Origin of the sequence: Algoriphagus iocasae (assembly GCF_014206875.1) — a bacterium.
Classification (GTDB): domain Bacteria; phylum Bacteroidota; class Bacteroidia; order Cytophagales; family Cyclobacteriaceae; genus Algoriphagus; species Algoriphagus iocasae.
In genome coordinates this window covers 800136-822054 of sequence record NZ_JACIJO010000001.1, presented here as the reverse complement: position 1 = coordinate 822054, position 21919 = coordinate 800136, and the positions used below count along the sequence as shown (strand labels likewise).

Below are 21919 nucleotides of genomic sequence, written 5' to 3'. Positions count from 1 at the left end.
CTGGGCTCTTATTTTCATATTGAGTATGAAAGTTTTTTTGAGACGGAGAATTTTAGGCTGCCTAATTTTTGGAAGGCATTTGATTCAACATTCATTTATAAACGTCAAATGAAATTTTTCAAATTGTTCATTTTTTCCATTTCAGTTATGCTGCTTTGCGGGAAACTCAAGGCACAAGAGGATCTTATTTCCTCAAAAAATGATTCGATCCTATTGGCTCAGGCATACATGAATCTTTACTTGACAGCAAGCTATTTTGATTCTTTGGAATGGCCGAGAATTGAAAAAATCCTCAATTACGAGAAAAGTGAAATTGACAAAATCAAAACTCCAGCTTTTTTAAGAGGAAATCAAACGCTCTATCAGTTTACTCAGTCCCTTTTACAATTTAACCAGACCTACTTTTTCTATTCGGATCGTAGAACTCAGGCAATACTTTCCCGACCAAATCCTCAAAGAAAAGCTTTCGTGATTCGGCTAAAAAATTCATTGGATATCGCCATCAAACAATACAATAATTCCGGCACAAATGACTCTCTTTTCTATAGCCAACCACCCAACTCATTTTTCAACTTAATAGGTTTTACCATTGATGCAGATCTTCAACACAAGACCAATCTCATCCGATTAAAAAATGAAATAAACGATAAAATTGACGAGGAACTTTATCAAGACTTTCGAAGATTTTTAACCAAAGCCAAATTTTCAAAGATCTATGAATTGGACTCGATGCAATTCTTGAGCAGGAGCTACGGAATACCAATTAAATCTATTGTTCAAACCAATCAAATTCAGCCAAGCATTCATGTTTCAAGTGATTTAAACAACATTAATCCAGAATATTATACCGGATTGAGAGCGGAAGTGATTTACAGATATGTGGAATTAATGACTTTACTGAAAGTGAAAAGTTCCCGAGAATCAGATCATGATCTCCTGAATTCGAAATATAAATACTGGATCAATCGATTAAACTCCGTTGATGATGATTTCATCAAAGAGGAACTAAACCCTACTGTTGTGGCAGAGATCAAAAAACAAGTAGATAACACTACAAAGAAAACAAATACAATGAAATCGTCTGGGGGAGGAATAACAGGCAGTGGAAGAAGACCAACTTCCATCAAAAAACCTGAGTATGAGGAAGCAGTAAAATTTGATCCACCACTTACCCAAGAGGAACCAATTGTCATGTACTCCCAAGAAATTCAGAAAAAATTCTTCCCTAGCCCTCCACCCAAAGCCTCAGCTAAGTATTTTGTTTCCAACTACAAATCAGAACTAAGCAATTTGGGACAAGTGGATACCTTTCTAAAAGGCAAATTAGCTAGCAAAGGATTTACCAACCAACTCCACTATTACTATTTCAACCAGAATGGTTTTGCGATTGCTACCAGTCTGGAGAAATTTAATCTTGATGGTTCAGAAGTACCTAATGATAAAAGATTTATAAAAAGTTTGGGCAGTGAAGACCATTTCTCTTATTTCGAAATTGTCAAATCCATGTTTCTGGATATCGAGTCGGAATATAGGATGTTTACTTTCATCATTGATTCAAATGAGGCCGACCCCGCTGGTGAAGGTCTTTCTGGTACATTTTCCGAGCAAATTCTATTGAACAGCTATAAAGAATTACCCGCTGACTTAAAAGAAAAAGTCATCAGCCCAAAAGTCCTGACTGTTCTGGTATATCATTTTCATCAGAATGATATTGGGGAAGTTCCTGAGTTGGTTCTTGGCGGAAACATAAACGTTCAAGATTATCTCCAAAAAGCTGGATTAGCCTCGATAATTCAATAACAAATTTTAGTCGACCGGGGGATTTTCTCTAAAATACCTCTCGAAAGAAAATTCTTTTCTAATTGTATCTCCCGACTGAAGGATGACATCAATTCTCATGATCGGGCAATACCCCCAACCTAAATAACCGATAGAAAAAGAAGAAGTCGGATCTTTGGAAACTCTAAGCCGGTCTGCAAATCCTCTGCAAAAATTATATTGGACTTCTTTGATTTCATCTTTTCTGAAAGAAGGTACATCAAGCCACATAGTGTAATTCTTGTTTTCCCCACCAGCATTGGAAGGGCTAACAGAAGCTTTTACTTCGATTAATTCACTCAAAGGAGAAGTTCTTTCTCTATACAGAATCTGCTTCAGAACACTGTCACTTACATTGGCGTATTGATCACCCCTTCCTTCCATGACCAGCCTCAACAATTCGCTTGAATAATCATTAGCCTTTTTAGCTGCCAATGCTTCATTCTCAGCGAGAATCGCATTTTCCTGAGCTTTAATCGCCAAATAGACAAAGAGCCCCGCGATGATTACAAAGACAACCACAGCAATTTTCAAGAACATGGATTTCTTGCTTTTTACCAGTTCTTCATATTTCCTTTTAGCCTCCTTCTGCTTTTCCAGTTTTAGAGATTCCCGGCTTTTTGCTATCCAATTACTCTCCTCTTCACTCAGTTTAAATTTTCCCAAATAAGGCTCTAAAAAGATCAATTGTTTTTCGGTAAAGAATTCTCTCGCTTCTTCCCTCACCCCAATCTGACTTTTAATCAGTCTCTTGATTTCTAAAATCGCCTTTTCCTCCACAGACCTTTTCTCGGCGATAGGTTTTGCCAAGGAATCATGTGCTATTTCATAAGTCTCATTGGTATCATTATAGCGGAGAATCCTACTTGTGATAAAGGCCTGGACTACGTCCAAAATCATTTGATTATCAAGATCAGGAAGACGGGCAAACAATTCGATTTTGCTAATGGGGTCTTTTGTACCTTCCAAAGTCGCGAAAGGCGAAAGAATTTTCCAAATCAATTCTGGTTTAAACTCTTGATATTTACCACGAAGAGATTCTGAAATCCGAGAAACCTGATCTTCTAAGAAATTAATTAAAACATCACCTATTTCTCCCATTTCATTAACACTGGCCAAAGAGAATTCAGCTTGTTTTTGCCTGTTTTCATCTCCCGTAATCTGTAAATACAGCTTATCTAAAAAGACTTGAAGGAATGGCAAAGCTATCGTCAAGGACTTTTTATCTCCTCTGATTTTCTGAAAAATGGCTTCTGCAACAGCATCTTCCTCCCCAGTTTTTATTGAAATATTGGAATTTTCAAAAGATGCTGCGCCAATGATTACTTGTTTGACTTTCTCAAGGTTCATCGGTTCCACTCTTAGCTTTTTTCGGAGCAACTGGGGGATTTCTCTTTCAAACTCCGCCAAGTACCCTAAATATTCTTCTCTGATCGAAAAAATCAACTTAACTGGCTGGCCTGAATCTAAAAGCCCTTTGATTGACTCCAAAAAAGTTTGCTGCTCAATGGTAGTTCCCAAAACAAAAAGTTCCTCAAACTGGTCAAATATCAAATAGATGGGTCTGAAGGATTTTTGGTAAATCGTTTTAATGGATTTAGCCAGAGGGGTTAATTCTTTTCCTTTTTTATCGAATTCTTCATCCCAGTCATTCTCCCACTTACTTTTATCGATGTCTACATCAACATTCCCTCCCAAATTAGCCAAGGCAGAACTCAAAGACTGGTTGATATCTCTTCCTCTTCGAACCATTATTTCCAGCCAATCATGGGGCTGAAACCTCCCGGCCAGACCGCAATTGATCAAACTGGTTTTGCCTGTTCCAGAAGCCCCATATACCAATACAACAGAGGATTGAAAAACCATTTCATACAAAGAATTGATTTCTTCATCTCTCCCAAAAAACACGCTTTTATCCTCTTTCTGGTAGGAATCGAGAAACTTAAAAGGGTATTTTTTCATGTGATTTCCTTTTTGATTTTAAAAAATTAGAATTGATCCTCTGTAGATTCTTCTTCTATCCCAGTCAAAGATTTTTTAGCCTGATAGAATAGACTATAAACTTTATCAAAATTCATATCCTTCCTATTCTCTTTCATGGATAGCCACTTATTTAAAGCATTCAAATCAGAATCGTCAGGCTTTGGATTGTCAGATTTCCGGATGACAACTCTGCTATTATCCTCGATAAAACTGAAATTAAGATTCATATCATCATAGGTATTGCAGTAAGAGTAAAAGCAGATTTTAGAACCTCCTGTCAAAGCCAGACCATTGTAGTCAATGATGAATGGATCCAGATTAATATTTTTTCGGTAGTTGTCTTTGAATAATATTACTGCATGGGAAATTACCGGAGAGTTTTCCCTTCGTACTTTGCTTTGGCTGGTGCTAAACTGAATCTCTCCATCTAGCAAAACATAATTGTGTAAATACAAGCCCTCTTCATCATTTCTCTGCTGATTAAAATCAATCTCATTGATAGAAATCATGCGGTATTCTGCCAAGAAACTTAACTCCGACAGCACTACTGCAAGACTAGTTTCTATTTTGGTGCAATCTTCTAGAGAAAAGCTTGAGGTTTTCAGCAAATTAGAAACTTCATGAAGAGATTCGCAGGCTGTATAAAAATCTGACTTGTTATCTATTTTCGGCAACAAATCAAACGATTCAGAAATGAGAAAATCCAATTGATTTCCAGAATATACTTCTAAAAGACTTTTTAATAATTCTAGTAAATCCAGAATATCTTCCTCTGCAGCATTCCTAAAAAACTTCAGTAAAACTTCATTTTGGGATGCAGACAACTTCGCTTTTTTGGTTAATTGATGATCCCACAAAGAAGAAATCAATGCATAACAAATAAGCTGAAGGGCTCTTTTGGCCGTTGTTTGACTATTTTCCAGATATCGCTTCATTTTGCTTTCTGAAAAATCTTCTTCGCCAATTGACATCAACTTTCTGATCTGAACTCCAATTACCCCAACATACCCATTGATAATCAGCCGCTTTGCCGTTTGAATTAAGTGTTCATTTTCTTTCCAATCAGAATTGGCACTTAAAAACTCTTTCGCTCTCTTATTATGGCTGCTGATCGCATTGATTAACTGATCAGTCAAAACTTCATTAAATCTGTTTGGAATCTCCTTTTTATCGGTTTTGGATTCATCTCCTGATTCCCCCTTTTCACCTGCATCAAATTCCGCAAAATATCGATCCAATTGGCTTCGGTACTTATTGACCAAATTATCAATGCTGGTATAGGAAGTAAAAAAATGCCCTAAATCACCAATCTTCTTCTTGAAGGCAAAAAGTGAATTTACTTCTTCCGATAATGTTCCTGTGTTAATTGGCGCATCTTTGAAATAGGTCCAAATTTTAGGTTTCCCCTGCTTTTTGAACACATCATACGCGGTATCAAATTCTTCTTCTGTGTATTTCCCAACTTTGGTAAAAAACAAACAGACCACGATATCGCAGCTCCTGATGGCTCGATTATATTCATCCTGTAGTCTGGAGTCAGAAATAGAATCCAAGAATTCCTCCCATTGAACCAACTCTAGGTAGATACCTTTCTTGTGCAATAAGTCATTCTGATTGCTAATAAAAAGTCTAAAATCATCTCTGTCTTCTTTTAACTCGGAAGAAGAAGCAATAAAAATCCGAATCGTTTTCATAAACTCTTCATTTAATAAAACTCGATCTAATTCAGTGATTTTTACTGAATTATTCTAAAATACAGAATTTTCTCCGTTTAATATGCTGTCTTGAAAAAAGCCTTTAAAACAAGCTCTCAGACCTAAAATTCTCCTCAAATTCCATCTTTGAGGAGAGTTTTAATCTTTCATTGAAAAATATCTCGCCATAATAGCCTCGGCTTTTTTACCCTGAGGTGTGAAATCCGGGTCTCTTCCATGTGCTTCTGGATACCATTTCCAAAAGAATACCCCAGCCATCCAGGATTTTTTCCAAGCTGTTTCAAAAAATGCCTCATAACATAAGGCCTGAATTTCTTCAGATAGTTGGATTTCCTTCCGCTCATTTGGCCAAACCCAAGGTTCGATGGCGGCATCAACAGTATTGCAATAACCGATCTCAGTAAAAAACACCGGCTTCTTATATTTTCTAACCACTTTCTCTATCTGTGGAACTTGCTTTTCCCAAGATTTAGTGAGTTCTGCTAAGTCTGGGTTATGTGATTTTGCCAAAGGAAAATATGCCTGAATTCCGATGTAATCCAATTCATCCCAGAATTTGATCTTTTCAAACTCCGTAAAATTGGCAGCATAAACCAGTTTCCCAGAATACACTTTTCTAATTTGAGAAATTACTTTTCTCCAATCCTCAGTCCTTTCTGAAGTCTTTTCCAGTTCAGTTCCAATACAAAGAATCGGGATTTTTAACTCTTCAGCCAGCTTAGCATAGTCCAAAATAAATCCTCGGTAGTTTTTAAACCAGAGTTCCCAATCTTCCTCGTTTGTCATTTCGATTTCTCCTGGCCAGCTCCCTCTCACCCATAGATGTGGCTTCAGCATATTCATGATCCCTAAAACCTGTGAGGAATCATGAGTTGCCTGAATTCCATTTGCAGTTTCTCCCCACCACTGTCGCTCTGCATTCACTTGCCATCTGATTTCTGGAGAATTCAAGTCACCCTGCCAACCAAAAGGAGTTTGGGATAATGCATTTGCCCCGGTTGATTTTAATGCCCTCAACTCTCCCCCATCCAATGGAGATCTACTTCCCACCCAGCAAACGCCTTTCAGTTTCTCAGTTACAGAAATCAATTCCTCTTCCGGTAAGGTCCACCAGATCATACCAAACACAATCAAAACTGCGATTGAACTCAATAAATACCTCGTGTACCAGGGTCGATTCATTTCTTTAAAACTGTCTGAATAACAATATCTTCCTCTAATGTACGATGAACTGGACAACGATTCGAAATTTCCAACAATCTATGTCGTTGCTCTTCATCCAAGTCTCCTTCTAGCTCAATAATCCTAGTAAATCGACTGACCTTTGATTCCTTACTGGTAGGATTGTCACTGTCTTTTAAATGAACTTTGTCATGATTTAGGAAAACTGTTACTTCCTTCAAATCCCAGTTTTTTCTCCCTGCATACATTTTTAAAGTCATCACCGTACAACTTCCCAAGGAAGCCATCAAAAAATCGTATGGATTTGGTCCAAGGTTATCCCCTCCCACTTCCAGTGGTTCATCGGCTATTAAATGATGGTAAGGCGTTTTAATTTCTGTTGTAAATTTTGGCCCGGTCAACCTGACTTTCACTTGATTGCCCTCTGTATCATTAAGTGAAGTTTTTTCATCAAAAGCGATATATCTTTTGCTCCAGCTGGATATCACTTCCCCTACATATTCACTGTCTTTTTCCTGCGAAAGCAAATGGTCGGAACCATCTAAAGAGATAAAGCTTTTTGGGTGTTTTGCTGCTTGGTACAGTTCGGCAGCATTAGAAATATCTACAATTTCATCCTGCGGGGAGTGAAGAAATAAAAGTGATTTCTTTAGAGTTTTTAAATAGTTCTCAAGAGGTTTCTGTTCTAAATCCTCCAAAAATTCATTTGAAATTCGAAAAGGTCTCCCTCCAATAGTTACTTCCGCACTTCCCTTTTCTTCAATCTCAGGAATACTTTCCTTAAATAATTTTCTGACATGTCCTGGAAAAGCTGGTGAGCCGATTGTCACCACAGCCTGTATTTCTGAGAGCTCAAAACTTGCATACAATGAGGCAGTTCCACCCAAGGAATGCCCAACCAGCATTTTCGGAGTTTCGTATTCTCGTTTTAAAAACTCAAATGCATCAAGCAAGTCTGAAATGTTTGATGAGAAGTCACTTTCCTCAAATTCCCCTTTACTTCTTCCTAGACCCGTAAAATCAAAACTCAAAACCGCAATTCCCTTTTGAGAAAGAGAAGCAGCTATTTTTCTAACAGCAGAAAAGTTTTGAGAGCAGGTAAAACAGTGGGCAAAAATCGCATAGAACCTGGGATTTTGATCCAAGGGAACATAAAGATATGCTGCCAGCTCAATATCCTTCCGGTTCCTAAATGTGAGTTTTTGGGGATTCATCTGTCTTATTTTTTTAATTCCATCACCTTGATATTTTCAAGATTTATTTCGGAAAGCACCTCTAGTTTTCCAGCCAAATACAAAGATTGCATGCTGTCAACTGGTGTTTTTTCCACTTCTGGCTTCAGATTGAGATAGTTCTGAAATCTAATTCCTCCAACTTCATTGACCGAAGAAACCGACCTAAACCTCACTCCTCCTCCATCTGTCAAATAATAATATGCCATGTAATCCATGATATAATCATCCTTGCCAATCCAATACAAGAATTCATCTTCAAAATCTTCCCCTCCACCTTCTTGTGCGAAAGTCACTTTGATCAAATGATATTCTTCCCCTTTTATTTCTGCCATTCCTTCATACGTTTTAATAGCTGCAGGGTCATTTAAACCATAAGGCAAATAGGCAAAGTATGCTACTGAATTGACAGAGCGAGTGTATTTACCAATCCACTCTTCGGATAAAGTATCAATTTTTACATCATTTACTGTTCGGGCAAATCCAGAATTATTAAGAACATCTTTTACATACCCAGTGGAGTCTTCAAACTCACGAATGTATTCAAAACGGTCCGGTGTCTTTAAAATCGAATAGTGGATATCTCTGAAATCAAATTCGATTTTTGAATTCTCGTAGGCCTCTCCACCATGTGCTACTATAGATTTATTGACAATTTTCTCTGCCTCTGATTTGGACTCACAGGAGGAAAAAATCAAGACACTTGCAAGTACTGCCACACTGAATACTAATTTCATTTTGAATTGGATAATCGTCTTTTTCATTATTTATTCTCAAACTTTATTTCAAAATCTGAATACCGATATTCAGCCCTTATAAATTGCTTTTTCCCAGAAGAATCAATTCGATAGCTGGTCCTCTCCCCATAAAATAGAAAAGGATCCACCTTCTCCATGATATCATTTTCCAGCAAACTTCTATGATCTTTTAGTTGCACTTCATTCCCCAACATAACAAAACTAACTGGGTCAAAATAATACCACCAGGTATCTTGATCCGGCCCATAATTCACTTGAACCACTTCTGCCAGTTGGCCTGAAAGCAAAGTTTTTTGGCCTTCATAAGCCAAAGTAGCTCCCTCATCCCGCAGAAGTTTCCAGGGCTGCGCAATCACATAAAAAGCCGCATCAAAATCACTTTTCTTGGATTTGAGAAAGTCTGGGTTTTGAATAGAATTTCCATTCATCGTATAATTCATCTTTGACCCATTAAAGCTGGAAATATGAGTCACACTGTCACTCCCCCAAGTAATCGTGCCTTCTAGATAGGGTTTTAATCGAAACTCCATCTTCTGATCAGTCTCGCTTTCAATCGTCCCATCTTCCTTCAGTAATCGCGTCCATTTACGGAATTTCAACACTTCCAACCGATCCCATGCTTCTTGTCCTCCATGTGCAGATATGGCTTTTTCCAATATTTCTACTGCCTTCTGTTCCGGACTTGGCTTACAAGCTGTCAACTGGATAAAAATTATAAAGACGATTAAGGCACTTACTGTTATTCTCATTCAAGTAACTTTTTTGATTTAAAAGGAAATACTCCGCTTTTCCAATCCCATGCCAGAGCCAGAAAAACTAGGGCATATTCTATCCAAAGAAACATAGGGTTTTCCTCAAAACTTGGTTGGCTATAGGCATGATACGATAAAATCGCAGCAAAAGTCCAAACAAGAACTGAACGAATCTCCGTTAGCAAACTCAATCCTAATACGGGGATTATATACCAAGGGTGAACCACTGGCTGCAGAATTAAATACAAAAGATAAATCAAAACCCAAAGTTCGGCGAGTTCAATGGGTGAATTCCATCTTTTTTTCCAGCTGATCCATACTATCCCTATTAATGTGATCCCACTTAGAATTTTGGTCAAAGTAGCGATAGTATTATAGCCTTTTATCCAAAACCCTACCTCTCTAAACAGGTAATAGACAGAGGCATTGAACTCAAATTTCCCTTGGTAAAGTCTTAAGCTCTCCAGCAGGTATTGCCAAGAGTTTTGATAGAATAAAGGAAGAAAAGACAAGGCAAAAATAAAGGCAAAGCCGATCCAAAACTTAGGAGCTTTTCTGATTTTTTCTTTAAAAATAAAAGTGGGAACAAGCATCAATGGAAGTATTTTAATCCCGATTGCTAAAGCCCAAAAACCTCCAAATGTGGCAAGTTTCTCTCTTGATAAATACCACAAAGCAAGAAGCAAAGCCATTAAAACCAGTCCTTCAAAATGAAGATTGCCTGTGATTTCTAAAATCACTAAGGGGTTAAACCAATATAAAATCAGATTCTTAACATTTTTCTGATGTTTTTTCAAAAGACCCAATAAGATCCAAAAAACCGCCACCTCCACTATAATCAAAAGAATTCTTAAGGCTACGATTCCATATTCCAAATTGGAATCTGCTCCCTTCGAACCTATCCAAAAAATCAATTGATTGCTTGGAGGGTAGACGGAATAGTAATCCGGTGAATTCATCAAACTCAATAGCTTTTTTAAATATGGGGTTGATAAGTCAGGATTTGATTCCAGCCAATCATTTGGGGTTTCTAAATATGGGTTCTGCCCTAGCTCTACCAACTCACCATCCCATAAAAATCGGGCATAATCATCAGACCAAGAGGGAAAAGAAAAAAGTAAAATCAATCGCAACAAAAGCCCTCCCAAAAACCACCACCAAATATTATTTTTTGAGTTGGAGGAAGATTTGTAAAAAATTAGCATCAAGCCAAAGCACCCCGAAAAAACCACCAAAATCGGTTCAAAATATAGTCTTGGCATTGGAAACAGAAGAAAGACACCCACCATCAACCATGCCCAAATGGCAACCTGCAAAATTAGCCTCCAGTTAATTTTCAAAGCCCTAGAGCCCTTCTCAGCTCTTCGTCCTGAAGTTTATTTTTATTCCAATAATCAAGTTTTTCCATGGATCTTCTAGTGGCAATTGTCCGCTCTATTTGTCCATCCGGCTTGGTCTGCAACTCCTCCCAACTCAAAATTTCAAAAGGGAAAAATTGCTGATATCTGACTACCAGTTTCCTATTAATGGTTTTATACTCTACGGTCAATTCTTCCTGGTTACCACTAATCGACCTTTTACTAATGGATGCTCTTTCCACTTTTAATGGTATATGGCTAAATCTTTGGAAAATCAAGGATGGTATCAAACGGATATCTCCTTCAGGAACGATGGAAGGGTTAAGACGAATCGTATTGAAAATCTCATCTTCACTTGGCCCTTCTAATTTAATTTCTTGATCTCCCTCAGATTCAAAATAAGAGAAAAGTTGGGCTCGATAGGAGCCGTTTTTCCAGTTCATCTGAGTAAAAGACTGGCCACACCATTCAGTCATTGAAGCCGTGATTTTGAAGGCATTTTCTTCATCGTAAACTGGAGTAAAAACCGAAAGCATGGTGTGATAAGGATAAACTCCTGTCACAAAATCTCGGGTCATGTTTAATTTTAGAACCTTTCTGGCATCTGCACCAGCATCTTGAGGATTATCCAATTTCACCTGATTCCTTTTCGAAAAATCCTCTGTCACAAAAATCATGACTGCTGTGCCCTCTCTTCGCTCACCATATCGATATTGCTCCAAATCAAACACATTGATTTCGGCTTTTCCTTGATACCAATATCCAGAAAATTGATCTTCATCAACACCCGATCTTGGGTTTCCTCCACAGCTAATCAAGGATAAAACGGTAAATAGTAAGAGTAATCTTCTCATTTGATTCAAGTTACCAATATTTAAAAATCGTCCAAATTATTTTGTAACCAGCTCCAATAACACCTTTCACGGTTCCACTGACTTTGGAAACACCAATCCGCTTTCTGTAATTTACGGGAACTTCTGTATAGCGGAGGCCTTTTTGATGGGCTTTGATCTGCATTTCTATAGTCCAACCAAAATTCTCATCCACCATATTTAGATCCAATAACTTCTGCCATTTGATCGCCCGAAAAGGCCCCAAATCAGAATAATTAGCTCGCTGGATATACTTCATCATGGTCGTTGCCAACCAATTCCCAAATACCTGAGGAAAGGTCATCGATCCGGCTTCTTTCTGGCCTTTGGCTCTGGAGCCAATCACCATATCTGCTTGCCCATCCCAAATTGGCTGAATTAAACCCACCATTTCCTCTGGATAATCACTGTAATCTCCGTCCAAGAAAACCACGATATCCGGTTGAACAGTTTGTTTTTTGATCCAATCCATGGCAGTCAAACAGGCTTTCCCATACCCTTTCTGCGGTTCGAAGACGACAATCGCTCCTTCTTTTTCTGCTGCAGCTTTTGTCCCATCTGTAGAATTATTATTGGCAACTACTACATTTCTAACAAAGTCAGGGATCTCTCTGATTACAAAAGGAATGGACTTTTCCTCATTGTATGCAGGAATGATCACATCTACTATGGATGAGGGATGACTCGATTGATTATTTCCCAAGACTGTAGGCTTTGAATGAAGTGATAAATACCAGACTATACCCTAAAGCGAGCATTAGGTGAAAAGGCAACATTTCGAAGGTTTTCCATTGAATGTGTAGCAAAACCATTCCCCAAAAAATCAAGGCAAAAAAACCTTCAAAATAGGTGGTCACTGGGATTTTGAAATGGATATAGAGGTTAGATTTTAAACCTGATTTTTCACTTTCCAAGTTGAACTTTGGGGTTCGTATAAATGGAGATTTTTTGCCTGTCAATCCTTCCCAAACTGCCTGAGCATTGTGTAGGGCCAAGCCCATAGAAACTGACAAGAATAGTGGTAACTGCCAAAAAACTTGGCCTAAACTCTTCATAAATGACCTCCTTGCATAAAAATAGGAAACCAAATAAACTCCAGCGATTATGACAAACCCGATCATAAAAACACCAGCTAGTTTAAAAAGCCGTTCTGGAATTAAACCTTGGATTCCTGCCCACCAAACTCCGATACTGCTAAAGCTAACCAATAAAATGGCTATAAATATGGAGCTATTGAACAAGTGTGCCATCGCATGAAATTTGACACGAAAAGGCAAATCTTGTCCCAAAACTCCATTGATATGTTTAACAGCACACTCCGCTCCCCCTTTGGTCCAGCGAAACTGTTGCGATTTTACAGCTGACATAATAGGCGGAAGCTCAGCAGGAGATTCAATTTCAGGTCTGTACACAAATTCCCAACCTTTTCTTTGAGCTCGATAGCTTAGATCCAGATCTTCCGTCAATGTATCGTCATGCCAGTTACCAGCATCTAGAATACAGCTTTTGCGCCAGATACCACCAGTACCATTGAAGTTGATAAATGCTTGCTGATTATTTCTTCCCATTTGCTCTATGAGAAAATGTGCATCTAAAGCAAATGCCTGAAGTCTGGTCAGCAGAGAGTAATTTCTATTTAAGTGCGTCCATCGAGTCTGAACCATCCCGATTTTTTCATTTGAGAAAAACGGCAAGGTTTTGATCAAAAAGTCCGGATCTGGAACAAAGTCAGCATCAAAAATCACTATAAACTCACCACTTGCAACTTCCAATCCCTCTTTCAAAGCGCCAGCTTTAAAACCCTTTCTATCTACTCGATGAAGGTATTTAAAATTGACTTCAGGGTATTTTTTTAATTCCTTTTTAATCAGCTCAGCTGTCTCATCGGTGCTATCATCCAAAATTTGGATCTCAAGAAGATCTTTTGGGTAGTTAAGACTTGCTACTGATTGAATCAATCGCTCCACTACATACAACTCATTATAAATTGGAAGCTGAAGTGTCACTTTCGGGAAATCACTGATTTGCTTGATCGGCGTATTGGCTAATTTTTTTCTAGCCTTCCAAAAATTCCAAAGTAAGTTTCCCTGAGCCAAGCTGTATAGAAATATGAACAGCATTCCCAGGATATAAATCCCTATCAATAGGTAAAGAAAGATCATTTAGGCATTTAACTTTATGGAATCATTTCCAATGATAATAGGTAATTCATTGATTCTTCCTTCTTCGGAATTATTTTCAAGTTTTAGCACTCCTCTTGGGCAAACTGAAGAGCAGACTCCACATCCAACACAACTGGAACGAACGATATTTTGACCTCTTTGCGCATACCAGCGCACATCAATTCCCATTTCGCAATACGTAGAACAGTTGCCACAGGAAATACACTGTCCTCCATTTGTAGTGATTCGGAATCTGGATTTAAATCTCTGAACCAATCCTAAGTAAGCTGCCAAAGGGCATCCAAATCTACACCAAACCCTATTTCCCATGAAAGGGTAAAACCCGGTACCAACCACTCCTGCAAAAGCAGATCCGATGGCAAAACCATAAAACGAATGTAACTGGTTCGTGACATTTCCCAAAAGACTAAATCCCGAAAAGTAATTGACGATGGTTAAAAGCGTCATCACTACCGCCAAAACTAAAACAGAATGAATAATTACTCGCTCGTATTTCCAGGCTTTTAGACTTTTATCAGATAGTTGTCTATAGGGATCGCCAACAGTTTCCGCCAAACCTCCGCAGCCACAAACCCAAGAGCAATACCACCTCTTTCCGAAGAAATAGGTAAAGACCGGAACTCCAATAATAATCAAAAGAATCCCCCAGATTAGCATAAACATCCCTACTCCGCCAGCGCTCAAAAAAGTATCTATCTGATAATCATAAAAGAAGTCATAATCTAAAGGCCAGATATTTTTGAAATCAAAATAAGGTTGATTAAAGAGGACTAAAATTTCGGGAATTAGGAATGCAAAAGCTGTTTGAAAGAACATAACTGAAGCTGTTCGAAGCTGTTGGTATCTATTACCCCGATACTTTCTAAACATTCGGATCCCCATCACCAAAATGGCCAGGGTATAGATCAAGCCGTAGAGAAACCATTGGCTCGCAGGATTTCCACTTAAAATCATGCTGACTGGATCCACCATTGACACCAGATTGACTATATAGGCAGGAAACCAGTAAAGAATGATGTAAAACAAAATCAAATAAGCTCCTGTTATCATTCCCATCCAGCCTCGATTTTTCATTGCTGAATGAAACACACCATTGTTTTTAACCCCTGCCGGTTCATCGCGGTGTTTAGGAAGATTATAAAGAAGCCCTCCGATTGCAGCCAAACCAATCGACAGCATCAAAAACAGCCAAGGATTCTCTTTTACCGGACTTGATAAAGCTGCTTTTGCCAATGGAAAACTATAATCATCCCAGATAACCTGATCCCAAAGAGATTGCTCTTTTAAGCCATCATTGTAGTTGTTGAAATTTGTTTTGAATGCAGAAATAAATCCAAAATTGGAATTGTAGACTTCTCCATACATAGGTTCCAAAACCTCAGACATTTTCTCTTGATGGATGTCTTTGGTGTTTTCCAGGACCGTTTTCTTATCTAACTGATACGAGCCTAGAAATGGAATAAGTGTAAAAGTCCCAATGCCCACTAAGAATAAAAGGATCCCTATTTTTTGAATAAGCTTCATACGCTGGCTCCGAAAAGTTTTTGAATGAAAGACCTTTTTTCCAACTGGATGGAAGTTCCAAATTGGGAATTGAAAGCCTTTTGAATTTCTATATTGTAAGGAGCAAAGAACTCCGGGTCAAAATTGGCTTTTGCCAGATTGGAAACGACTTTTTCTCCATTCCATTTTTCTTTGATCGCTTTGTCAAAAAACTCATGACGCAATCTGAATCCGAAGTTATTGACGCCAAGGATCTCTCCTTTTTTACTTAAAAGCATTCGGAAAGAAACTTTTCCGGATTCATGTTCCCAATAAAAAGAATTACAATTCTCTTCATCCCAAGTAGCAGGAACTGTCCCGTATGTTTGGTATTCGATATCCAAAAACTTGGCAGAATTAAACCAGATGCCAGGACGGTAAGTTGTCGGCTTTCCAGCAAGCGTATAAGCCAAAGTCTCTCCATGCATTCTGCCCGTATACCAAACTTGTTCGATTGGTTTTCTATCAGCAGCTGGAATTTCCAAAAACTCCGCACAATCCCCTATTGCATACACATTAGGAAGATTTGTTTTAAACTGAAGATCCACTTTGACTCCTCTATTTATATTTAATGGAGTGTTTTTCAAAAACTCAATATTTGGAGACACTCCTGCTGTCAGGCCTACAAATTGGCAAGGAATTTTATCACCTGATTTTGTCTGAACTGCTCGAACCCTACCATTTTCATCGGAAATAATTTCTTCCAATTCCTCCTCAAGCCTCAAATCAATATGATGCTCTCTGATATGTCGACCGACTAAATCAGATTCTTCTTTTGGTAAAATGTTATTCCAAAACCCAGTCTCACGAACCAGAAAAGTCACCGGAATCTTTTTATAGGCCAACATTTCTGCCATTTCGATTCCTATTAAACCACCTCCTACAATCACCGCTCTACCTACTCCTTGGCTCGTTAAAGCTTCCATGGATTCAAGATCTTGTTTGGAATACAACCCTTGCACTCCTATTAAATCCTGCCCCGGCCAGCCAAATTTATTCGGCTTAGAACCAGTAGCTATCACCAAATCATCATAAGCCATATTTTCTCCGGATTGAAAAGAAATGACTTTCAAGTCAAAATCAACTGAAGAAACCCAAGCTTCTTTGAGATCAATTCTGTTCTTTTCCCAAAACCAAGGCTCATAGGGCTGGGTATGCTCAAACTTCATGTGCCCCATGAATATGTACATCAATGCTGTTCTAGAGAAGAAGTATTTAGATTCTCCAGAGATAAGGGTGATGTTGACTTGATCGTCCAGTTTCCTTAATTGACGAGCACAGGTCACTCCGGATATTCCATTGCCAATGATGACCACATGGCGGTTAGATTTCATCAAGAAATTGGGTTAGGATGAAAAAGAAATCAGAAAGTAAAAGATACGATTATTGTTTATTTAGATTCCAATCGTAATCCAAATAACTGATTTTCGCATTCTGATCGATTTTCACTTTACTGTATTTGTTCAAAAAATCGATTAGAGTTCCATTGTCTGTAAAATCGCCTTTGAACCAAGAAAATATCGAAGATAGCTGAACAGAATTTTTTGAGATTTTATTTCTGGTTCCTCCATTAATAAATGCCTCTGCCTGAGAATTTAATTGCGACTCCAGTTTAGATGGAACAAATGCTTCATTCAATAAAGGAGGGCAAGAAATTGAAGCGCAGTTAACTGCAAAGTGAATTCGAGGTTCATCAAAATCCTTTCTCAAAATCCCATGTTCGATCTCATCAAGGTTAAAATCTTCTCCCTCGATTTGAAAAAACTTATAATGCCAAACATCACTGACCAAAGGGATTTTTAAAGCCGGCCCCAAATCCTTGATGCTTTTGGTAGGGTAATTATCTACAATCAATTTTACTGTAAATGCATTGTAAGCATTGATCCAATAAGCCAATTGCTCTTCTCTTGACCAAGATTTATCTGGTTTTTTACTGCTCAAAGTCTTTAGGTATGCTTCTAATTTCGCTTTGTCTTTCACAAATCCTTCATAATCCACCATTCCAGAAGCATCGACATGTTTTTTCAAAAGTTCATCCCAAGGGGTGTGATTCGGGCCATTTTCTGCTTTTGTATTATTCCCAAGTTCTACTTTTTCAGCAACTGTATTTTCTTTTACCTCAGAATTAGAGTTTTGACAGGATAAAAAGAAAATTGCCAATCCGGCAAGCAAAGATGTTTTCATATGATTCATGAGTTCTTTTTTCTTCATTTACGTGCATTCAATGTTTTGAGATGACTCAACAATCCGTTTTGTCATGCTAAAGACAAAGTATTTTTCAATAGACTTTTTTGCCATTGTTGAGCCAAAAACCCCAGGATTTGGAATAAGTATGTACTTCTCTGGTAAGATGGCCATTTTTAAAAAGTGGTAATTCGTCGTTGGACCATTGAATAATCCCACCGTAAAGATTGAATACATTTTTGAAGCCCGCATCTTTCAGTTTCATACCAATCTCCTGAGATCTAGCACCTACCGTACAATAGACTAACACAGGTTTCTCTTTGTCCAATGATTCAATATTTTCCAACTGAAAAGAATCAAAACCTACCCATTGAGCTCCTTTTAGATGCGAGACATCATATTCTTCTTTTTCCCTCGTATCCAAAACTTGATAGCTCGATAAGTCTTTGATTTCCTTTGGATAAACAATCGGAAAATCTTTATCATAAATCCCGCTCAGGAGGGTTTTGTAAGCAAATGACTGCGCAAATGTCGAGTTGAAAATCAGGATAAGAATAACAGTTAAACCAGCTTTCAATTTTGAAACTGATGATTTTTGGGCTTTCATACCTAAGCAACTTATGAACTTATCCTAGGGTTCAGATCAAGCGTAAAAATCTGACAGACGGGCAAGGCCTTTTCTGTCTTTCAAGATGATTCTCTTGCCTTCCAACTCAATCAAATTGTCTTTTTTGAACTCAGACAGTAATCGAATCACTGACTCAGTGGCGGTGCCGACCAATCCTGCAATTTCTTCTCTGCTCAAGATTAAATCGATTTTTTGGTTTTCTCCACCTTCGACACCATAGGTATTCCCTAATTGAAGCAATACAAAAGCGAGACGCTCACGAATACTTTTCTGAGTAGCATCGGTCAGTTTTTCTTCCATCACACCCAGTTCATGGCTGAGTGCTTTGGTGACACGTTTAAAAAATTGGGTGTTTTGAAATAATGTATTTAGGAATGCCTCTTTAGGAATGAAGCATATTTTAGCATCTTCTACAATCATTGCAGAATTGGAGTAATTTTCTTCTCCAAGCAATGCTGAATATCCTAGGAAATCTCCCTCCTTAGATAAATGTAAAATTTGCTCTTTACCATTGGAAGCAGTTTTGTATACTTTTACCACTCCTGAGTTGATGCAGAAAATCCCCAAAGGCTTGGTTCCTTCGTAGAACAAAATCTGTCCTTTTCTGTGAGAAATCAGGTTTTTATTATCTGAAATGGTACAAACATGTTGTTCAGGCAAATCCGCAAAAAGTGAATATTTCCTGCTAGCGCATAGTTCACATGGAGTATTTCCTGAATTACCACTCATAATCTGATCTTAGTTTGGTCGAAATTATAAAAACACTGCTATAAATCATAAAACTGTCTCCTATTTAGGTGATGAAGGAAACTCTTTGATTTGCATAAATTCCTTTTTTTCTTCAATCCATTCTAAACTTAAATGGTTCATCCCATTTGAGAGAATCAGAAATTTCGAATGAATCTTTTGATGATAAAGACAAGCTTGCTCCACAGTCTTTTGAGTCAATTTCACAGCAGGAGCTTTGCATTCAATTAAAAGGTATGGTTTTCCTTCTTGGTTCCAAACTACCAAATCCGTTCTTTTTTGAAGGTTATTATAGACCAGACCCTTTTCGAGTGCAACTAATCCCTTGGGAAAATTTTGATGGTTGATCAAAAAATTGATCCAATGTTGTCTCACCCACTCTTCCGGTGTTAATATCAAATACTTCTTTCTGAGACTGTCAAAAATGCCTATTTTCCCATCCATTTCTCTAAGCTTAGGTTCGAAAGCCGGCAGATTGAGATTTGGTAATTGAATACGATCTAAACCCTGATTCATACCCCAAATATGTACATTAATCGTCAGTTGAAATTAAAGAATCTCTCAAAGATGATTCATTTTCTGGCTCTCTGTGGTCTCTTAGTATTGGCATCTTGCCAAAATCCAAAGATACAAGCAGACATCATTTACCATGGAGGCACTATCTATACCGTCAATTCAGAATTTGAAATCACGGATGCAGTTGCCATTACTGATGGGAAATTTGTGGCGGTAGGTTCCGATGATGAAATTTTAAATAATTACGAAGCTGAAGAAACAATTGACCTTAAAGGAAAATCAGTCTATCCCGGTTTTATAGATGCTCATACCCATTTTTTCAGATACGGTACTGGATTACGTGTGATAGACTTAGTTGGAGTTAAAAGCTTCGATGAGTTAGTTCAGAAAGTAAAAGACTATGCCAATGAAAACCCGGATGAGAGCTGGATTCTTGGAAACGGTTGGGACCAAAACATTTGGGAAGGACAGGAATTTCCAACAAGAGATCAATTAGATGAATTGTTCCCCGATAAACCTGTCCTTCTGACAAGGATTGATGGTCATGCTGCTTTGGCAAATGGAAGAGCTTTACAATTGGGTGGAGTTACCGCTGCCACCAAATTACTCGGTGGAACTGTAACCGTAAAAAACGGCAAAACAACCGGAATATTGGTAGATAATGCAATTGATCTTGTCAGTGCAAAAATTCCAAAAACAACGGAAGAGCAAGCCAGAAAGGCGATTTTACAAGCACAACAGAACTGTTTTGAAGTTGGCTTAACTTCAGTTGTGGACGCTGGATTAGATAAGGAAACCATTGACTTGTATAAAAAAATGCACCAAGATTCTTCCTTAAAAATGAGAATCTATGCAATGGTCAATCCTACACCTTCCAACATGGAATATTATTTTGATCAAGGGGTTTACCAAGATGATCAGCTAACAATTCGGAGTTTTAAAATTTATGGAGATGGAGCTTTGGGATCTAGAGGAGCTGCTTTATTAAAGCCCTATTCTGACAAACCTGAAGAGACTGGTTTTTTATTGAGTACCGAGGATGATTTCAGAGATCTTGCGAGTAAAATGTATGAAAATGGATTCCAGATGAATACTCATTGCATCGGGGATTCTGCAAACAGAACGCTTTTGAATATTTATGCGGATGTTCTGAAAGGGAAAAATGACCTGAGATGGAGAATCGAGCATGCCCAAGTGGTCAATCCTGATGATGTTCCAAAATTTGCTGAATTCAGCATTATTCCTTCTGTTCAACCAACTCATGCAACTTCAGACATGTACTGGGCAGAACAAAGATTGGGACCAGACCGCATCAAACACGCCTATATTTTCAAGGAATTGCTTGACCAGAATGGCCTAATTGCACTAGGAAGTGATTTCCCTGTTGAATTCATTAATCCACTTTATGGATTTCATGCTGCCGTAGCAAGAAAAGATAAAAACAACTGGCCAGATGAGGGATTCCAAATTGAAAACAAACTGACCAGAGAAGAAGCCCTTAAAGGGATGACCATTTGGGCAGCGTATGCAAATTTTGAGGAAAATCTGAAAGGAAGTATAGAAACGGGGAAATTGGCTGATTTGGTTATCATGGAAAATGACATCATGATCGAAGACGCTAAAAACCTTAGAGACTTACCGATTTGGGCAACGGTAGTAGGTGGAAAAATGGTCTATCAAAAAGTTAAGTAAGGTGCTATCTTATCAATCCATTCCGATTTAAAGATCTTTATCTTTTTAAGATCCTCTTTGGAATTGAATTTTCCATGTTGATTTCTATAGGCTAAAATCACCTTTGCTTCAGAATAGGAAATGTAAGGATGCTTGGAAAGTTCTTCCAGTTCGACTTCGTTTATTGGGATTTTTCGATAGATCAAAGGATCAAAATCAAAATAATCCCACATCAATTCTACTGTTTCTGCCTTTAATCCATAAACTTCTAAAAGCTGGGAGGAGCTATAAAATCCTCCCAGTTGATTTCCATATTTAATAATCCTACTGGCAGTACTTGGACCGATTCCGGAAACGATTTGTAAGGTGATGGAATCCGCCTCTGAAAAAGGTATTCGATTTAAGTTTTCTAATTTCTTGGAGCTTGAATTATTTTTAATTGTATCCTGTGGATTGAAAACAGGATCTGGAGACGAGACCAATTTCATCCCTATTTTTTCTAAAGAATCAACCTTCTCTTGATACAGCAATTCATAATCTTCTGCTTTTGAAGACCTTACTTTATTAATCAGAGAAGGGATGATAATCATGAAAATCAAAACCGGAATAAGAAGTACAAAACCCCTGGATTCTTTATTGGAAAAACCCAAATACGATTTAAGCCAAAAAAACAAATTGGTTTTCATAAAAAATTTGATCTGCAAGGGACATTGATTTTATCAATCACCTATAATTTAAGGATATTGGCATATTAATTCAAAATAACTGATCTTTGCAC

The 21919-nt window shown here is 37.9% G+C and carries 19 protein-coding genes; 2 read left to right on the top strand and 17 right to left on the bottom strand.

Annotated elements, in window-relative coordinates:
• Positions 1–108 precede the first annotated feature (108 nt).
• Positions 109–1800, top strand: coding sequence for a hypothetical protein (locus FHS59_RS03530; protein ID WP_184493085.1), 1692 nt, complete (start codon positions 109–111; stop codon positions 1798–1800).
• Between the two features lie 6 nt (positions 1801–1806).
• Here FHS59_RS03530 and FHS59_RS03525 read toward each other — a convergent pair whose 3' ends face one another.
• The 16 genes from FHS59_RS03525 to FHS59_RS03450 all read right to left on the bottom strand — a co-directional run bounded on the left by FHS59_RS03525 (position 1807) and on the right by FHS59_RS03450 (position 19470).
• A complete protein-coding gene (locus tag FHS59_RS03525; protein WP_184493083.1) occupies positions 1807–3780 on the bottom strand; it encodes an ATP-binding protein in 1974 nt (657 codons plus the stop codon).
• A 26-nt stretch (positions 3781–3806) separates the two neighbouring features.
• The gene (locus FHS59_RS03520; protein WP_184493081.1) at positions 3807–5495 is read right to left on the bottom strand and encodes a hypothetical protein; all 1689 of its coding nucleotides are present in this window, start codon (positions 5493–5495) and stop codon (positions 3807–3809) included.
• Between the two features lie 159 nt (positions 5496–5654).
• The gene (locus FHS59_RS03515) at positions 5655–6698 is read right to left on the bottom strand and encodes a glycoside hydrolase family 113 (RefSeq protein WP_246388283.1); all 1044 of its coding nucleotides are present in this window, start codon (positions 6696–6698) and stop codon (positions 5655–5657) included.
• A complete protein-coding gene (locus tag FHS59_RS03510; protein WP_184493079.1) occupies positions 6695–7912 on the bottom strand; it encodes a bifunctional alpha/beta hydrolase/OsmC family protein in 1218 nt (405 codons plus the stop codon). Before FHS59_RS03510 ends, FHS59_RS03515 begins: the two co-directional genes overlap by 4 nt.
• Positions 7913–7917: 5 nt before the next feature.
• The gene (locus tag FHS59_RS03505; protein ID WP_184493077.1) at positions 7918–8667 is read right to left on the bottom strand and encodes a DUF6503 family protein; all 750 of its coding nucleotides are present in this window, start codon (positions 8665–8667) and stop codon (positions 7918–7920) included.
• A 26-nt stretch (positions 8668–8693) separates the two neighbouring features.
• Complete coding sequence (locus FHS59_RS03500; protein WP_184493075.1) at positions 8694–9437, bottom strand: hypothetical protein; 744 nt, start codon at positions 9435–9437, stop codon at positions 8694–8696.
• Positions 9434–10756 carry a glycosyltransferase 87 family protein gene (locus FHS59_RS03495; RefSeq protein WP_184493073.1) on the bottom strand — a complete coding sequence of 441 codons (1323 nt, stop codon included), beginning with the start codon at positions 10754–10756 and terminating at the stop codon, positions 9434–9436. Before FHS59_RS03495 ends, FHS59_RS03500 begins: the two co-directional genes overlap by 4 nt.
• Before the next feature lie 20 nt (positions 10757–10776).
• Positions 10777–11652, bottom strand: a complete 876-nt coding sequence (locus tag FHS59_RS03490; protein WP_184493071.1) for a hypothetical protein — start codon at positions 11650–11652, stop codon at positions 10777–10779.
• 10 nt (positions 11653–11662) lie between these two features.
• Positions 11663–12373, bottom strand: a complete 711-nt coding sequence (locus FHS59_RS03485; protein WP_184493069.1) for a glycosyltransferase family 2 protein — start codon at positions 12371–12373, stop codon at positions 11663–11665.
• The gene (locus FHS59_RS03480; RefSeq protein WP_184493067.1) at positions 12363–13832 is read right to left on the bottom strand and encodes a cellulose synthase family protein; all 1470 of its coding nucleotides are present in this window, start codon (positions 13830–13832) and stop codon (positions 12363–12365) included. The genes FHS59_RS03485 and FHS59_RS03480 overlap by 11 nt, the downstream gene beginning before the upstream one ends.
• A complete protein-coding gene (locus FHS59_RS03475; protein WP_184493065.1) occupies positions 13833–15377 on the bottom strand; it encodes a 4Fe-4S binding protein in 1545 nt (514 codons plus the stop codon).
• Positions 15374–16729 (bottom strand): NAD(P)/FAD-dependent oxidoreductase, encoded by a 1356-nt coding sequence (locus FHS59_RS03470; protein ID WP_184493063.1) that lies wholly within the window; start codon positions 16727–16729, stop codon positions 15374–15376. Before FHS59_RS03470 ends, FHS59_RS03475 begins: the two co-directional genes overlap by 4 nt.
• A gap of 49 nt (positions 16730–16778) precedes the next feature.
• The gene (locus FHS59_RS03465; RefSeq protein WP_246388281.1) at positions 16779–17606 is read right to left on the bottom strand and encodes a DUF547 domain-containing protein; all 828 of its coding nucleotides are present in this window, start codon (positions 17604–17606) and stop codon (positions 16779–16781) included.
• A 67-nt stretch (positions 17607–17673) separates the two neighbouring features.
• Positions 17674–18186: a rhodanese-like domain-containing protein gene (locus tag FHS59_RS03460; RefSeq protein WP_184493061.1), complete on the bottom strand. Its 513-nt coding sequence runs from the start codon at positions 18184–18186 to the stop codon at positions 17674–17676.
• A 36-nt stretch (positions 18187–18222) separates the two neighbouring features.
• A complete protein-coding gene (locus tag FHS59_RS03455; protein WP_184493059.1) occupies positions 18223–18936 on the bottom strand; it encodes a Crp/Fnr family transcriptional regulator in 714 nt (237 codons plus the stop codon).
• Between the two features lie 60 nt (positions 18937–18996).
• Entirely contained in the window at positions 18997–19470 is a 474-nt protein-coding gene (locus FHS59_RS03450; RefSeq protein WP_184493057.1) for a type I restriction enzyme HsdR N-terminal domain-containing protein, read from the bottom strand.
• Positions 19471–19521: 51 nt separating this feature from the next.
• Here FHS59_RS03450 and FHS59_RS03445 point away from each other — a divergent pair, with 51 nt between their 5' ends.
• Positions 19522–21162, top strand: coding sequence for an amidohydrolase (locus FHS59_RS03445; RefSeq protein ID WP_246388280.1), 1641 nt, complete (start codon positions 19522–19524; stop codon positions 21160–21162).
• Here the strand turns inward: FHS59_RS03445 and FHS59_RS03440 are convergent.
• A complete protein-coding gene (locus tag FHS59_RS03440) occupies positions 21147–21827 on the bottom strand; it encodes a ComEA family DNA-binding protein (protein ID WP_184493053.1) in 681 nt (226 codons plus the stop codon). The two genes, FHS59_RS03445 and FHS59_RS03440, sit on opposite strands and share 16 nt — an antisense overlap.
• Positions 21828–21919: the final 92 nt, after the last annotated feature.

What these genes read in the sequence shown, in the direction of transcription:
- FHS59_RS03525 (WP_184493083.1), bottom strand. Translation starts at nt 3,780, where the DNA reads ATGAAAAAATACCCTTTTAAGTTTCTCGATTCCTACCAGAAAGAGGAT.
- FHS59_RS03505 (WP_184493077.1), bottom strand. Translation starts at nt 8,667, where the DNA reads ATGAAATTAGTATTCAGTGTGGCAGTACTTGCAAGTGTCTTGATTTTT.
- FHS59_RS03500 (WP_184493075.1), bottom strand. Translation starts at nt 9,437, where the DNA reads ATGAGAATAACAGTAAGTGCCTTAATCGTCTTTATAATTTTTATCCAG.
- FHS59_RS03460 (WP_184493061.1), bottom strand. Translation starts at nt 18,186, where the DNA reads ATGAAAGCCCAAAAATCATCAGTTTCAAAATTGAAAGCTGGTTTAACT.
- FHS59_RS03470 (WP_184493063.1), bottom strand. Translation starts at nt 16,729, where the DNA reads ATGAAATCTAACCGCCATGTGGTCATCATTGGCAATGGAATATCCGGA.
- FHS59_RS03480 (WP_184493067.1), bottom strand. Translation starts at nt 13,832, where the DNA reads ATGATCTTTCTTTACCTATTGATAGGGATTTATATCCTGGGAATGCTG.
- FHS59_RS03450 (WP_184493057.1), bottom strand. Translation starts at nt 19,470, where the DNA reads ATGAATCAGGGTTTAGATCGTATTCAATTACCAAATCTCAATCTGCCG.
- FHS59_RS03490 (WP_184493071.1), bottom strand. Translation starts at nt 11,652, where the DNA reads ATGAGAAGATTACTCTTACTATTTACCGTTTTATCCTTGATTAGCTGT.
- FHS59_RS03445 (WP_246388280.1), top strand. Translation starts at nt 19,522, where the DNA reads ATGATTCATTTTCTGGCTCTCTGTGGTCTCTTAGTATTGGCATCTTGC.
- FHS59_RS03440 (WP_184493053.1), bottom strand. Translation starts at nt 21,827, where the DNA reads ATGAAAACCAATTTGTTTTTTTGGCTTAAATCGTATTTGGGTTTTTCC.
- FHS59_RS03515 (WP_246388283.1), bottom strand. Translation starts at nt 6,698, where the DNA reads ATGAATCGACCCTGGTACACGAGGTATTTATTGAGTTCAATCGCAGTT.
- FHS59_RS03455 (WP_184493059.1), bottom strand. Translation starts at nt 18,936, where the DNA reads ATGAGTGGTAATTCAGGAAATACTCCATGTGAACTATGCGCTAGCAGG.
- FHS59_RS03475 (WP_184493065.1), bottom strand. Translation starts at nt 15,377, where the DNA reads ATGAAGCTTATTCAAAAAATAGGGATCCTTTTATTCTTAGTGGGCATT.
- FHS59_RS03510 (WP_184493079.1), bottom strand. Translation starts at nt 7,912, where the DNA reads ATGAATCCCCAAAAACTCACATTTAGGAACCGGAAGGATATTGAGCTG.
- FHS59_RS03465 (WP_246388281.1), bottom strand. Translation starts at nt 17,606, where the DNA reads ATGAAGAAAAAAGAACTCATGAATCATATGAAAACATCTTTGCTTGCC.
- FHS59_RS03530 (WP_184493085.1), top strand. Translation starts at nt 109, where the DNA reads ATGAAATTTTTCAAATTGTTCATTTTTTCCATTTCAGTTATGCTGCTT.
- FHS59_RS03520 (WP_184493081.1), bottom strand. Translation starts at nt 5,495, where the DNA reads ATGAAAACGATTCGGATTTTTATTGCTTCTTCTTCCGAGTTAAAAGAA.